Genomic DNA, 15,370 nt, shown 5'->3' on the forward strand with positions numbered 1-15,370 from the left:
CTACGTCTTGTTCTTTTTCTCAAAACATCGCCCCAACGGACCGACCAAAATCGCCGGCAACAGCACCAGGTCGCCCAATAGCGCCGAGGCAAGCAGGAAGACCATCAGCCAAGCGAAGTGCAGGATCGGCACGAAGGTGCTGAGCGCGAACACAACCAGCCCGCAGGAACAAATCAGGGTGGTGTGTACCATCGCGCCGGAGCAATGCGCAAACGCGCTTTCGACCGCTTGCCGACGTGACAACCCTTGGGCCAGCCCGCGTCGAAACCAGGTCAGCAGGTGAACGGTATCGTCGACCGCGATTCCAAGCGCCGCACTGGCCGTCATCACCGAACCGATCTGAACCGGGATGTCGACCCATTCGATGCCACCGAAAACGATGACCGCGGGAAAAATGTTGGGGAACATCGCCAAACAGGTCGCCCAGAAGCTTCGCAGCACCACCAGCAACACACCGGCGATGACCGCGAACGCGACCAAAAAGCTGCGAAACAAATCCAACAACAGTTGACGCTGGGCTTTGTAGATCAGCGGAATCACACCGGTAAACGTCCCGCCGACCTGCTCTTGGTCCAACAGCGGGGAAACGGTGGAACGGATCTGTTCGACAAAGATCCCATAATCCAAATCGCCGATGGCGTTGGCGCGTACCGAAATCCGCCAAAGTTCTTGGTCATCGGTTTCGCTCAAGTACCGCGCAGCGATCAATTGCTGTTTGGTTTGTTGACCGTTGATCACCTTGCGCTGGACGATGTCACGGACACGGTGCCCGGCGGGAAGCCGCGGACAGAGGTTAAATGCCGAAAGGGTCGCAACGGGTTCACTGAGCGATTGGATCTTGCTTTGGATCAACGCAATCAGCTTGATGCGATCGACGCGGTCGCGTGGGTCGTCTTGGTCAAAATGGATCACCACTTCCAAGGGCACCATCGGTCCGACGCGTTCTTCCAACCAGCGGTAATCGGCGATCGCGTCGCTGTTGGGCAGGAAGCGGTCTTGCAGTTTGACCGTGGATTCGATCGACGGAATCCGTGAGCCACACAACAGCATCAACGACACGCAGAACAATGCGAAAAAGACGTGATGATTCAGGATGGCGTCGACAAACGCCCCGGTCTTTTTCGGCGGATCCTCTTCGGCGGGACGATTCGCGTCCGCGTCCGGTTTGGGAGGGAACAGGTAGAGCGCCGAGGGGAGCAACAGGAACAGCACCACGACGCTGACCACGACGCCCAGGGCGGAGTAGAATCCGAAGCTCTGGATCGGCTCGATCTTGCTGAGCACCAGCGAGACCAGGCCGATCCCGGTGGTGACGGCGGCCAACGAGCACGGCAGCCAGCCCTGATAAATCGCCCGAATGGCGGCCGGAACCGTTGACGCTTCGTCCCGGGATGCGTCGCGATAATAATTGGCCAAGTGCACAGCCGACGAGATCGTCAACACATAGATCAATGGTGGCAACATGGTCATCAACAGATTCATCTTGCCGCCGCTGAAGTACATGAGCGCCAGCGACACCGCGGTGCTGTAGACCGCCACCGCCAGCACCGAGACTGCCAACCGGATACTTCGCATTCTCAGCGAGGCGACCAGAAACGAAACCAACCCAGACAGTCCGGCCAGGCCGAACAACAATTTCCGGCTCTCGGCATCGATCATCGCGGCGTCGACCGTCGGGCCGGCCAGTTTCAGTTCCGTTTGGTGCAACTGACAGACCTGCCACGCCTGGTCTTCGATTTCGCGCACCGCCGCGCTGCGATCGTCTTGGCCAACTGTCGAGGTGGTCAACACCAGGCACGTCGTCCCGTCCTCCGCCCCGATCAAGATGCGGCGCAGGCGGCTGATCGCGGCGCCGCGAGAAAAGTTTTGCGGCGGTGACGTCAGTTCGGCGACGGCGTTCTGACCGGTCCGCACACGGTTAAAATACGGAGTCTGCACGAGCACATTGGCGAGTTGCCCGACACGGGGATCGTCCAGGTCGCAGCCCGGCCAGCTGACCACGGCGAATTCGTCCGTCCCGAAATGGCTTTGAAACCAGTCATAGGTGTCCGTTTCGGCGAACGATTTGGGCAGCCACTGCCTGGGATCGTTGGAAGTGCTTTTGAGCGCCCGCAGTGCACCGAAACCGATCACCGGCGATGCGAGCACGGCCAACAAAACAATCACGACGGCGTAACGCGCGGGACGTTGGACCGGCGGGCGGGCGGACTCGGCCGACGATCGGTTCATGACACCACCGGTCGGTCGCTGCAGCGGCGTCTGCCACCGGGGCCAATCGTCGGCACGTCGATGACCGCTCGGCACGACACACCGTAGCGAGGTCGCGTCATCTCAGTCAGTAAAGCAGGTCGGTAGAAATTGATCCAGGACCTCGGCAAACGCTTCGGGTTGTTCCCAATTGGGTGCGTGCCCACAGTCCTCGATAAACTGCAGTTTCGATCCCTTGATCCGCCGCTGAAACTCGCGACCGGTCTCCGGCGGCGTGATCGTGTCTTCTTGACCCCAGATGATCATCGTCGGCAAATCCAATTTCGTCAGTTCTTTCTCGACCGATCGGTCGCGGGTGGCGCGGGAAACACGCAAGACGAAGCGAACATAATCGCGATCTTGGATCGACGAATGCCAATCGTCGACCAGTTCATTGGTGACCAGTTCCTGTTTGTGAACGATGCCGCAAACCGTTTTTTTGACGAATTCGCGGGACGGTTTCGGACGCATCCCGCCGATCGGATTCTTTTCGAACAATCCGGCGCTACCAGCCAGCACCAGCCCCTTGGCGAAATCCTGTCGGCGGGCACACAGGTCGATCGCGACCAGACCACCAAGCGAATTGCCACAGATCACGAAGGGATCAATTTGGCGCGATTCGATCAGCTCGGCGACTTGATCGCTCAGGTCGGCGATCGCGTTGATGCCGTGTTGACGACGTCCCGGTTGGGGATCGACGGGCAGTTGGGGGGCGATCACGCGGTAGCGATCCGACAAACGCTCCATCACCTGACGCCAATGCTCGGGGGTTCCAAACAAACCGTGCAGAAACAAAACGGTTTGATCCCCCTTACCCATCTCAACGATCCCGGCGGGGTCGATCCCAGCGGTGGTCGTCGATTTTGAATGAGAGGAGCGATTGAGTAGCACAGACGATGCTTTCCTTGACGAGCGAAGCGAGTCCTTGATGAGATTCGTTTCCATCATCGGGGGGATGGGAACGGACGCCTCCTGCGGCCGGCATTTTAGCTGGAATCGGGATTCTGGTCGAATCCGTTTTTTGACCGGACCGGAAATTTTGTCGCGAGAGCCGGCTCCGCCCCGCCGAGCCGAAATTATCGTTGCAGATTACTTCCCCAGAGTGGTTGAAACGGGCGTTCACCACCCCTCGCGCACCCCAATTCGCCTGTCTTGCCCGTCCTATGAGTCAACAAGGGTGCCCAAGCCCGGCAGGGACGGGTGGAAGACTCCCCGCACACAGGACTGAATGAACACAGGGCTGCATGCCTGTCTGACGCCCCCCATGGGAACAGCAGATCAGGCCGAATCACCCCGGGCCGAAACCGCTTCTTGCCGCCCCGACGCAGCCCAGCGTGAGATCGTTCGGAAAAAGACAAAGAATACCGGGACCATCAGAAGCGCAAACACGGTTGCAGCGATCATCCCACCCACGACGGCGGCACCCACCGCCCGACGGCTCGCCGCACCAGCCCCCGACGCGACCAGCAGTGGCATGAAACCCAGCACCGACGAAAATGCGGTCATCAAGATCGCTCGAAAACGCAATCGGGCCGCCGCGGTGGCCGCATCGCGGATGCCCATCCCCTCACGCTCCCGCTCGCTGGCAAACTCCACGATCAAGATTGCATTTTTGCTGGCCAATGCGACCAGCAACACGATCCCGATCTGGGTATACGTGTTGTTGTCACCCCCGCTGAGCACAATCGCCAACACGACGCCCAAGGCGGCCAGGGGGACTACGGCGACCACCGCTGCGGGACTCGTCCAACTTTCATACTGCGCCGCCAACACCAGAAATACAAAGATGAATGCGAGCGCAAAGATCATGTACTGGCCGCCCGCGGCGGCCTTTTCTTGATAAGACATACCCGTCCAAGCCGTGCCGAAGGAATCTGGCAGTTGGCCTGCAGCGATCTGCTCCATCAATTCCAATGCCTGTCCGGAGCTGACCCCCGGCGCGGCAGCACCGTTGACCGCGGCGCTGGGATACAGGTTGTAACGCCGGACCACGTCGGGGCCGAAGTCGTCACGGATGGTGACGATCGAACCCAATGGAACCATTTGCCCCGACGCATCGCGGACCTCAAGTCGGTTGATGTCGTCGGTCGATGTCCGAAATTCATCTTCTGCCTGAACACGCACCTGATACGAACGATTGTTGTAGGTGAAATCGTTCACGTAGGAAGATCCGAGCGAAGCTTGAAGCGTTGCGAAGACGGATCCCAGCGGGACATTCATCGTTTTTGCTTTCGTGCGGTTCACTTCGACAAACAGTTGCGGCACGTTGGCGCGAAACGAGGTGTTCATCGATGCGAGGTTGGATTGTGCCGACGCAGCTGACATCAAGGCGTCGGTGGTCGCCTGCAATTCATCAAAACCGTTTCCGCCCCGGTCCTGGACCTCCAGTTGAAAACCACCCGACATGCCAAGCCCGTCGATCGGTGGCGGCGTGAATGAAAACAGCAACGCACGCTGCTCTTGGGCCAACTGCTGCTGCAGAGCGGCTTGAATCCCTTGAACGCTCGATTCGGCGGTGGTTCGTTCCTCCCAGGGGTCCAGCACGAGAACAGAAAACGCGACGTTGGATCCCGCGTTGCCAGCCAACAAGGAGTATCCCGCCACGGACAACCAACCTCGAACCGCTGGCAAGTCGGCGTACACCTGGTCCAAGTCGTTGACGACCGCTTCGGTTCGTTCTTTGCTGGCGCCATCGGGAAGCTGGATGTTGACGAAGAGAACGCCTTGGTCTTCGTCAGGGACAAACCCGGTGGGCAACCGAGTGAAGGTCCAACCGGTGATGGCGACCAGGACGATGAAGACCGCGGCGACGATCGAAACGAGACGGACCAACCGGGCGACCACCGAACCGTACACCTCGGTGATTCGATCGAACGCGGCATTGAACATTCGAAACCCGACAAAGGTCGATTCCGTCGGAGCCCGCAAAAAGATGCCGCACAACGCCGGGCTGAGCGTCAGTGCGTTGATGGTGCTGATCAAGACCGAAGCGGAAATGGTCAACGCAAATTGTCGAAACAGCTCGCCGGTGATCCCCGACATGAATGCACACGGTACAAACACCGCCAGCAACACCAATGTCGTGGCGATCACCGGACCGGTGATTTCGGACATCGCGTTGACGGCCGCTTCCTTGGGTGATAGCCCCTTTTCCAAATGCCGCGAGGTGTTCTCCACAACCACGATCGCGTCATCGACAACAATCCCGATGGCTAAAACGATCCCGAATAACGACAGCATGTTCAGCGAGAATCCGATTCCGCTCATCACCGCAAAGGTTCCGATCAGCGAAACGGGGATTGCCGCAACCGGAACAATGGTTGCCCGCCAGTCTTGCAGGAAAATGAAGATCACCGCCACGACCAAAACGATCGCCAAAAACAGCGTGCTGTACACCTCGTCGATCGAGGCGGTGACAAATCGAGTCGCATCATAGGCGATCACGTACTCCACGCCCTGGGGCCAGCTGGGAGCGCGACGCAACTCGGCCATCTTTGCTCGAATCGCATCGGCGGTTTCCAACGCGTTGGCACCGGGCAATTGGTAGATGGACAGCACCGCCGCGGTTGATCCAGAGTACCTGCCGGCAAAGGAGTAGGTTTTGGCACCCAACTCGGTGCGTGCCACATCACGAAGTCTCAAGACCCGCCCCTCGCTGCCCGCCCTCAGGATAATATTTTCGAACTCATTGACGTCGGCCAAGCGACCTCGCGTGTTGATCGATAATTGGAACGGGGTTCCCTTTGGCGCCGGGGGACCGCCGATCTGCCCCGCGGCGACTTCGACGTTCTGTTCTCGAATCGCTGCGACCACGTCCTCGGTCGTCAGGCCGCGCTGTTTTAATTTTCGCGGATCAAGCCAGATCCGCATGCTGTAATCGCCATCTCCGAACGTTTGAACATCCCCCACGCCTTTGATTCGACTGATCTCATCTCGCAAGTCCAGCGTGTAGTTGCTCAAGAACAGTCCGTCGACGCGATCTTCCGGCGATGTGAGCGCGATGAACTGTAGTGTCTGTGTTGAGCGTTTCTTGGTGGTGATTCCCTGGGACCGAACCTCCTGGGGCAAACTCGCTTCGGCAGTTGCGACCAGGTTCTGCACCAACACGGATGCATTGTCCAAGTCCGTTCCGAGTTCGAACGTGACCGTCAACGTGTACGACCCGTCGTTTGCGCTGGTCGACGACATGTAGATCATGCCCTCAACGCCGTTGACCGCCTGTTCGATCGGGGCGGCGACCGTTTCGGCGATCGTTTGCGCGTTGGCCCCCGGATAGACCGCCGAGACCTGGACCGTCGGAGGCGTGATGGGTGGGAACTTTTCCACCGGTAATGCGCCGAAGGAAACCAGCCCCGCGATCAGAATCACGACCGAAATGACCGTTGCGAAGATGGGGCGATGAATGAAAAAGCGTGACATCAGGTCGGAATGGTCGGAGAATGGAAGAAGACGGACCGGACGCAGCGACGGATCAGGAACCTGGTCCCGGCGCTGGGGCGGGCGCCGGCGGGGGCGAGGTTTCTTCGGCCGTGCTGAGCGACGCTTGCAAAAGTGGACTCCCTTCGGTCGACAATTCGGTCGGCGTCGGCGTCACCTCCGTGCCGGGACGAGCACGCTGTAATCCTTCCAACACAAACGTTTCGTCCTCCTGAAGCCCCTGCTGGACGACCGCCCAACCGTCGAGCTTTTGCCCCAGCGTGACCGGGCGGCGCTCGATCCGATTGTCTTGCCCGACAATCAACAGGAACGCTCCCGTCTGGCTTCGCGAAACGGCACGTTCGGGGACCAGCAAAGCCGACTCAAGTTTTGCAACCGGCAACCGGATCATCACGAACATGCCAGGCAAGAGGCTCCGTTCGCTGTTGTCAAACACCGCGCGCATCGCAAGCGTTCCGGTTGATCCCTCGAATCCGGTTTGATCGACGTACTCCAGGTTGCCCTGAATAAACTCGTTCTTTGTGATGTCACGTTGTAAATACACAGCGACCGACGACCACGCTTTCGGCCCGCTGCGATCGACTTCGCCGTCCGGCAACGATTCCATCAGTTCCAAGACCTGCCGATCGCTTAGGCTGAAGTTCGCGAAAACCTTTCGATGGTCAGTGACCGTCGCCATCGATGCCCCCACGTCGACCAGATTGCCCAGCTTGACCAGTGTTTTGCTGACCTGCCCGCTGATCGGTGCGCGGATGGTGGTGTACTGCAGGTCCAATTCGGCCTGGGCGAGCGTCGCCTCGGCTTGAAGTTCCTTGGCCTTCTCGGCTTTGACATTGGCCTTCGCGGCCTCGACGCGAGCCAGCACGGCATCGCGATCGGCCTCGGCGGCATCGAGTGCCGACTGCGATCCGGCCCCCGAATCGAACAGCCTCTTTTCTCGATCATACGTGCTGGTCGCATTCTTAACGTTCGCCTCGGCGGTGAGCAGCGACGACTCGGCGACCTGCACGGCGGCTTTGGCGGCTTCCACCGCGGCAGCCGCTGAATCTCGGACGGCACGGTAGGTGTCCGGTTCGATTTTGTAGAGTTCGTCGTCGGCCTGAACGTCTTGCCCAGGTTCGAACAGAATTTCTTCCACAAAGCCGCCGACTCGTGATCGGATCTCCGCCGATTCCACGGCCTCGGTCTGGCCGTTTTGTTCCAAGTACAAGGTCAGCGGCTGTCGGACCGGACGAGCGGTCGTAACGGTGGGCGGCGGCGGCGGGACGTACTCGTTACCTTTGTCTGAGCACCCGACAAAACACAACACCCATCCGACCAACGTCCAGTGAGCGATCCTCCAGTGGCTCGGTCGACAACCCGACGCTGTCAATCGCTGTTTCATCGCGGTACTCTATTGAAAGCGGTACTCTATCGAAAAATGAACAGTCTTAGGGGCAGTGCCCATCGGTCCGCAACCTGAACGCGTTGGCCCCCGACACGACGCCCCGTCTCATTGCAGAGCCAGACGCAACGCTAAATACGGTACCAGATTGAACACCAGCACCAGGAGTTTGTAGTTCGCCAGAAAGCGAAAGTAGGCCTGTTGGAGCTCTCGTTTTTCCAGATGAAACCACTTCTGGTGCAGTCTTCCGATCGCATCGCCCCAAAATGCCAGCAGCCCGGCGGCTAAGGTTAACATGCCCAGATTGATCAGCGTGGACCAGCCCAAAGCCGCCAGCAACAGTTCCAGTGACGTCATGACGGGGTTTACCTCGGTTCGATTTGAAGTTCAATGATGCGGGTGCAAGGCCCGCTTCCACGTTGCCGCTTGCTGCCCCAACTTCGCCACTCCCTCTGATCGACGATGTCCTCTACCAAACCCGCCCGGCGTCCTGATTTTTGGCGACGCAGCCATCTGGAACTGCTGATCGCGTTGCTGGCGATGTTTGTCGTGCAAAGCTTCGTGTCGCCCCACGACCGACTGCAACGCATCTTGCTCAACATCATGTTCCTGATTGTAGTCTCTTCGGCAATCCGCTCGCTGTCGGGATCGAAGATCCGCATGTGGGCGACGATCGTTCTGGGAGTCGCGGCCTATGCCTTGTCCTGGGTGGATGAATTGCAGTCATCGAAATGGGTCACCGGCAGCGCCAATGCGTGCATCTTTGCCGTGTTTGTCTTGCTGATCAGCACTTTGGCGACAACGGTATTCGGCAAGGGGCCGGTCGATGCCAACCGGATCGTCGGTGCGGTCTCGATCTACTTTCTGATCGGGCTGGCCTGGGCGTTCGTTTACGCGTTGATCGAATTGATGTCACCGGGGTCCTTCAAGATGGCTTCCGGCGGACCGATCATCGAGACCCGGCCGGGGTTCGTGAACGAATTCATCTACTTCAGCAACGTCACGCTGACCACACTCGGTTACGGCGACGTGATTCCCCTGACCTCGCCGGCGCGGATGTTTGCAACGCTGGAAGCCATGATCGGGCAACTTTATGTCGCGATCGTGATCGCGCGGCTGGTCGGGCTGCAGATCTCTCAATCGGTCCGAGATTAAGCGTTGACGCGGTACTAACGGCTGACCTTTCGCGTCGGGCCGACCGTGAATCCGGGGTATTGCTGGAGCGCGTTGAAGCGGGCTTGTCGGCTGTCGCGGCCCGGGACGACCACCCAGATCGGCGCGGCCATGTTTCCGTTGCCCGGGTACAGCGTGACTTCCCAGAAACTGGTCAGTCCGGCGTTGACGGCATTCATCGCCAGATTCGCGACGGCGATCTCGCGGCGGATCGCACGGTCGTGCTGCATCGCCGCGGCCATCGATTGCAAACGAAATGCTTCGTCGTTTTTGGCGTCGTCATCCGTTTGCCCCTCGTCGCCGTGAGCGGCAAGCCATTCGTCCCAGCCGGCCTTGAGGATCTTCAGGCTTTCGTTGCTGAATAAGAAGAAGGGCACGGTGTATTCATTTCCATCGGCCAGCTCGATCACGACGCCTTCGATGTCAAACACCCGCGGTTGCCCCTTTTGCTGGACCAACCAAGATTCGAACTTGCGGTCGTCAACGTCTTCGATCCCTTCCAGGTGCTCCAGACTCTTTCGAATGATCACCTGATAGACCGCAGGAAGCGATTTGTACTGGCGATCATTGACCCAGGACTTTGCGCGGCGTCGCTGCACGGTGACGGTTCGTTTGGTGTAATCGACGATCCGGCCAACCAATCGATAGCCGTCTTTCATTGTCCAGGCTTGTTCCTTGTCCAAATTGGCTTCGGAAAGCGTTGCCGCCTCTTCGCTCTGCAAGTAATCCTTGTCGTCATCCGAGAGCACGTCGATCGGAAGCATGCCCATCTCGCCGTCCTCTCGCTGGACGACCACGTGTTCACCGTTAAAAGCGAACAGCTCCGCGTCGAGCGTGTACCTGCCAGTCTTGTCGGTCCACGTGCGCGCCTGAGCGACGCCGGTCAAACCGATGCATAGAAAGGTCATCACGATCACACGAAAAACAGGATGCATGGCAAATCTCTCCAGAAAAGTAGTCGGCCACAGGCCCTCTAGGGTACTTCGTCGAGCGCCCGAAAGTAAGTGTCGACGCGAGTCAACGTTTCCCGCAACCGCAGCCGGGCCCGGGACAGCCGGCTCCGCACGGTGCCCAACGGGATCTGCATGATCTCGGCGATTTCTTGGTAAGAACGTTCTTCAAATTCACGCAACAGCAAGATCTGGCGGTGACGGGGTTCGATTTGGGCGAGCGCCTGACGCAGCATCACGACGCGTTCAAGCCGTTCCAGCGGGACGTGCGGCTGCGTCGATTCGGGTGCCGAGGCGTCCGAGTCGGCGCCGCTGGCTTCCAGACTGACCTCGTCGCAGCGGCGGCGGGAACGATTGACGCTGGTGTTGAGCGCGATTCGGTAAATCCAGGTGTACAGATGGCTGCGGCTCTTGAACCCCGCCAAGTGCTGAAACGCCTTGATAAACGTCTCCTGAACGACCTCTTCGGCATCGTGACCGCACCCGGTCCGCGCCAGCATGCTGGAAAACAAACGGTCTTGATACCGATCCACGAATTCGCGGAACGCCTGTTGCTCTCCCCCCAGCATCCGCTGGACCAGCTCGTGGTCCTCCGGCCGATCCGGTTGATCGGAGTTCGTCGCTCGGGTTGCCATCGATTAAACTGCGTGGTGTGGGGTGCCTGGGAGTCGGTCACGGCGCTTCGGTTGCCGGGACTGACGCGGCGCCGCGTCCCACCGTCCGCAGAAAAAAACTGAAGTTTTCCGTTTTGGTTACGCAGGAGCCGTCCTCTTGGAAGAGATCTCGACCAGCGAACTGGTCAGCCAGGCCTGTTCAGGCAACCGTCGCTCGGCCGATCAATTGATCCAGCGGGTCTACGAACAATTGCGGACGCTGGCAGCAGAACTGCTGCGGCACGAGGCGCCGGCACACACGCTGCAGCCGACCGCGCTGGTCAACGAGGCTTACCTGCGGATGGTGGACCAGAACCGCGTCGATTGGAAAGGCACGGCGCACTTCTATGCCATCAGCGCCCGGATGATGCGACGCATCCTGGTCGATCACGCGCGCGGTAAGAAACGCGAGAAACGTGGCGGCGGCATGAAACGAATCGAGCTGGCCGAGGAACTTTGTGTCTGCGATCGGAACGAAGCAGAGGTGATCGCGGTCGACGACGCCATCAAAAAGCTCGCCTCATTGCAGCCGCGACACGCCGAAATCGTGGAATTGCGGTTCTTCGGCGGACTGACGGTGGCCCAAGTCGCCCAGGCACTGGGGGTTTCCAAGCGAACCGTCGAATCGGATTGGACGTTCCTGCGCGCCTGGCTGCGGCGGGAACTCTCGGAGGCCGCCGAGACATGAAACCGGATGAGTTTCAAGACGCCCAGCAGGCCTTCTTGCAAGCCCTGAAGCAACCCGACGAACAACGCGAGCGTTTCCTGCGCGAGCACTGCCGATCGAATCGGGTGCGCGACGAGGCGCTGTCGCTGCTAAAATTCCATCGCAACGAAACATTGCTCCCGGAAACCGCAACTTCGATGGACGCCCCGTCGCAAGATCTTGACCAAACCGCACAGTGGAACGGCGGACCAGAGCCGGTTCGGCCGGCACCGATCGAAGAACCGATCCGACAGTCTCCGCCGATCATCCGACGTGCGGACTTCGAATTATCGTCAGACCTGTCCGAACGGTTTTCCCAGTCCACCAATCAGCTGTTGCGCCATCGCTTGATCGCCGCAACCTACGTGCTGAGCGCGATGTTGGTGTTCGTCACCATCGTGGCCACCATCCTCGGTGAACTGCACTGGGTGCGGTTGGGCGTCCGTGGTGTCACGCTGTCTTCGCTGGGCGTTTGTTGCTGGTTCCTCAAGACCCGGCGTGATTGTTCGCGTCCAATGCTCCGCGGGTTGGAATTGGTCATCATCGCCACGCCGCTGGTCGAATTAAGTTTGATCCAGTGGTTCAAATCAACGGAAATGCTGGTCCAAGGCCAGGCGATTCAGATCGAAGAGTTTCGTGCGATCGCGTTCGCCGCCGCGTCGGTCTACATCGCCGTTTATGGCATGTTTATCCCGTCCAATTGGCGACGCACGGCGGTCGTGACCGGTCTGATCGCGCTGTTGCCGACGGCCATTTCCCTCGTGCATCAATCCGTCCACACTTATCCGCCGGAAGTCCAGTGGATGAATTTCCTGAATCCCACGCTGATCCTGGCGATGGCGTTTACCGCGACGGTCGGTTCGGGAATCGTCCATCGCGTCCGCCGTGAAGCGGAATCGGCAAAGTACTACGGCCAGTATCAATTGATCGAAGAAATCGGACGCGGCGGCATGGGCATCGTCTACCTGGGCAAACACCAAATGCTCAAACGGCCCGCCGCGATCAAACTGATCCGCGGCGAAGCGGCCGGCAGCCCCGATGCGATCACCCGGTTCGAACGCGAGGTCCAGGCGACGGCCACACTATCGCACTGGAACACGGTGCAGATCTACGACTATGGCATCACCGAATCGAATGATTTCTACTGCGTCATGGAATACCTCAGCGGCGTCACGTTGCAGCAACGATTGAATCGCCATCAGACGCTCGACCTGAAACCGTCCTTGGACATCGTCGTCCAGCTTTGCAACGGATTGGAGGAGGCTCACCACAAGGGGCTGGTGCATCGCGACATCAAACCGGCCAACGTTTTCCTGGCCGAAATCGGCGGGTTTCCGGATGTTGTCAAGTTGCTCGATTTCGGGCTGGTCGTCACCCGCGCGGAAACCGAAGGCGAAAACGCGGCCGTCGTCGGCGGGACACCCGCGTACATGTCACCCGAACAGATCCGCGGCGATTCCCTGGACGGGCGAAGCGATCTTTATGCGATCGGATGCGTGTTGATGGAGTGTCTGACAGGCTCGCCTCCCTTTCAAGCGTTCCGGGTTTCCGAGCTTGTCACCGCGCACCTGTTCCGAACGCCCGATCTGAATCCACTTGCCAAAGTCAACAGCGCGCTGCCGCAACTGTTGGAAAAGTGTTTGGCGAAAAAGGCGGACGATCGGTTTGCAGATGTCGCCGAACTGCGCGATGCCTGCCGTCGCTGGATGTGAGGGCAGGCGGTCCACAACCGTAGCGGAAACCGCCAAGGTTTTCGCAAGTGCCCCCCACGCACGAACCCGATGACAGGCGATGGATCTTTGCCCGCAGCGGGCAGCGTGGGGCGACGCCGTGCCCCTCGCTCACGCGTCGCGTCTGGCGTGGGACCAAGGAACCAGATGAATCACAAGCCGTTGACGAATCCCGCTACGGCTTGGGCGTTTCACGGGACTTGAACATCGCCTTCAACGTTTCGGTTTGATCCGCCGTCCAGCCCTTGGGATCCGTCACCGCGATCCAGGCGTCGATGTAGCTAGACGGGGAATAATTGTGCCCATAGCCCAGCGGCACCGCGGTCGCAACCGGCAGGTCAAAGGCGACCTGCAACAACGTGACCAGCGGATACCATCGCAGGTGCGGTGACACATCTGGGCCGCGCCGGTCGCCCAACCAATCGGGGCGATTCCATGCCAGATCGGGCGAAAACCAGACCATCGGATCACTGGCGTATTGCACATAGACGCAGCGCATCGGCCCCCAAGGAGCGTCTGGATCGAGCGCATTGCGTTGCGACGTGAATCGTAAGATTCGGCTATCGCGAAACTCGGGCAGCCAAGCCGGTGTGCCTTCGTTTCGGTTCCGAACGATCAGCTTCCAGTTCTGGCTGGGAAACGGTGGGCCACTCCAGACGGCACCGTCGATCGGGTCTTCAAAAATCGTGAACAGGTCCGCCGACACCTCCGAACCCAGCGACCCGAGGCTCAATCCGTGCAAGTAAAGTTTCGGGCGCGCGTCTTTGGGAAGCGTTTTCCAATACCCGTAAATCACTTCGAACAACGCCTCGGCCGATTCGATTGAACGCCGCGGGTCGACCAGGATCGTGATCCAGCTGGGCAGGTAGGAATACTGCGTGCTGACGATGGCCGAATCGCCGCCGTGCAAGTACTCCAGGGTGTCGACCGCCGACGGATCCAACCAACCGGTGCCGGTGGGCGTCGCGACGACCAAGACCGATCGTTCAAACCCGCCCACTCGCTTGAGTTCACGCAGCGCCAGTTCGGCACGCTCCTGCGCCGTCGGTCGCGATCGCATGCCGACGTAGACGCGAATCGGTTGCTTCGCTTCGGCCCCGGTGACGGCCGCGATCTCCGCTTTGGTCGGACCGTCGCTCAGAAACCCTTTGCCCTGGCGGCCGATCGTCTCCCACGTCACCAGCGACGAATCGCTGCCGGTCAGCATCGGATCGGTCGGTTTGCCGGTGTCGTCATCGACCAGTTGATCCATGTTCAAGAAAAACGCGTCGGCCGAGCGCAACAGACCGACCGCGATGACATCGTTGGTCAAAAACAAAACCAGCAGAACGGCCGTCGTAAAACCGATTCCCTGGGCCATCCGCCGTGGCATCACTCGCTGTAGCTTGGCGGAAATAAAATGGCCACAACGCACAAACATTCGCCCACCTGCGATCAGGATGACGGCACACACGACCGCGATCAATGCCACGCGATACGGATACGCCGTTTCCAATCGCGGCATTTCCATCCGTTCGCGGATCGAATTCTGCCAAAACGTCATCCGCCACACGAAGGCCACACTGACGACGGCGACCAACGCGACCGTCACACGTTTGGCGATCCGCTGCGTCTTTCCGGTCGGCTCACGCAGTTCAAAGAATCGATACAGCGTCAACACGGCGATGCCGACCCCGTAGCCGATCGCCAACGAAAATCCGGACAAGATGCCCTGGACCCAGTAATTCCTGGGCAACAACGACGGCGTCAGCGAAGCCGCAAAAAACAACGTCGCAACGATCAGCCCGACAAACGAAAACGAATCCCAATAGTTTGCTAGTCGTTGCTTCATCTCTTCCCGCTACGCTCCCTGTGTCACCAAGCCCTAGCATACAGTTATTCCGAACCGCCTGTGACGCGTGGCTAAAGGGGACGGGGGTTGATTCCAACGCCAAAGCGATCGCAACGCCAATTTCTCGCCGATTTGACCAAACCTGCCCGATGCGGGTTGCGCTTCACGTAACGAGATCTGATGTAAAAGTGTTCGTTGTCCTGATTTGGAAGACTCTTGAACCGAGACTGGCAAAAATGTCTGCACGGTTGACGCCGAA

Annotated in this window: 11 protein-coding genes; 3 read left to right on the forward strand and 8 right to left on the reverse strand. The window is 59.3% G+C overall.

The features are described 5' to 3' along the window. The 5 genes from H1B37_RS09935 to H1B37_RS09955 all read right to left on the reverse strand — a co-directional run bounded on the left by H1B37_RS09935 (position 1) and on the right by H1B37_RS09955 (position 8,425). A complete protein-coding gene (locus H1B37_RS09935; RefSeq protein WP_182866488.1) occupies positions 1 to 2,229 on the reverse strand; it encodes an efflux RND transporter permease subunit in 2,229 nt (742 codons plus the stop codon). A 102-nt stretch (positions 2,230 to 2,331) separates the two neighbouring features. Next, positions 2,332 to 3,138: an alpha/beta fold hydrolase gene (locus H1B37_RS09940; RefSeq protein ID WP_220498134.1), complete on the reverse strand. Its 807-nt coding sequence runs from the start codon at positions 3,136 to 3,138 to the stop codon at positions 2,332 to 2,334. Positions 3,139 to 3,525: 387 nt separating this feature from the next. Further along, complete coding sequence (locus H1B37_RS09945; RefSeq protein WP_182866490.1) at positions 3,526 to 6,666, reverse strand: efflux RND transporter permease subunit; 3,141 nt, start codon at positions 6,664 to 6,666, stop codon at positions 3,526 to 3,528. 52 nt (positions 6,667 to 6,718) lie between these two features. Beyond that, entirely contained in the window at positions 6,719 to 8,068 is a 1,350-nt protein-coding gene (locus tag H1B37_RS09950; RefSeq protein ID WP_182866491.1) for an efflux RND transporter periplasmic adaptor subunit, read from the reverse strand. A 108-nt stretch (positions 8,069 to 8,176) separates the two neighbouring features. After that, a complete protein-coding gene (locus H1B37_RS09955; protein WP_182866492.1) occupies positions 8,177 to 8,425 on the reverse strand; it encodes a DUF6868 family protein in 249 nt (82 codons plus the stop codon). 105 nt (positions 8,426 to 8,530) lie between these two features. On the opposite strand from H1B37_RS09955, the gene H1B37_RS09960 reads away from it, so the two are divergent. Beyond that, positions 8,531 to 9,223, forward strand: a complete 693-nt coding sequence (locus H1B37_RS09960) for a potassium channel family protein (RefSeq protein ID WP_182866493.1) — start codon at positions 8,531 to 8,533, stop codon at positions 9,221 to 9,223. A gap of 14 nt (positions 9,224 to 9,237) precedes the next feature. Here H1B37_RS09960 and H1B37_RS09965 read toward each other — a convergent pair whose 3' ends face one another. Both H1B37_RS09965 and H1B37_RS09970 read right to left on the reverse strand, forming a co-directional pair. Next, positions 9,238 to 10,176, reverse strand: coding sequence for an SHD1 domain-containing protein (locus tag H1B37_RS09965; RefSeq protein ID WP_182866494.1), 939 nt, complete (start codon positions 10,174 to 10,176; stop codon positions 9,238 to 9,240). A gap of 38 nt (positions 10,177 to 10,214) precedes the next feature. After that, entirely contained in the window at positions 10,215 to 10,826 is a 612-nt protein-coding gene (locus H1B37_RS09970; protein ID WP_182866495.1) for an RNA polymerase sigma factor, read from the reverse strand. A 136-nt stretch (positions 10,827 to 10,962) separates the two neighbouring features. Between H1B37_RS09970 and H1B37_RS09975 the strand changes: the two genes are divergently transcribed. Together H1B37_RS09975 and H1B37_RS09980 are read left to right on the forward strand one after the other, a co-directional pair. Further along, positions 10,963 to 11,532, forward strand: coding sequence for a sigma-70 family RNA polymerase sigma factor (locus H1B37_RS09975; protein WP_182866496.1), 570 nt, complete (start codon positions 10,963 to 10,965; stop codon positions 11,530 to 11,532). Then, positions 11,529 to 13,262: a serine/threonine-protein kinase gene (locus H1B37_RS09980; RefSeq protein ID WP_182866497.1), complete on the forward strand. Its 1,734-nt coding sequence runs from the start codon at positions 11,529 to 11,531 to the stop codon at positions 13,260 to 13,262. The genes H1B37_RS09975 and H1B37_RS09980 overlap by 4 nt, the downstream gene beginning before the upstream one ends. Before the next feature lie 193 nt (positions 13,263 to 13,455). Here the strand turns inward: H1B37_RS09980 and H1B37_RS09985 are convergent, their stop codons facing one another. Further along, positions 13,456 to 15,111, reverse strand: a complete 1,656-nt coding sequence (locus tag H1B37_RS09985; RefSeq protein ID WP_182866498.1) for an alpha/beta hydrolase — start codon at positions 15,109 to 15,111, stop codon at positions 13,456 to 13,458. Positions 15,112 to 15,370 lie beyond the last annotated feature (259 nt).

Origin of the sequence: Stieleria mannarensis, from assembly GCF_014154935.1 — a bacterium.
Classification (GTDB): Bacteria; Planctomycetota; Planctomycetia; order Pirellulales; family Pirellulaceae; genus Stieleria; species Stieleria mannarensis.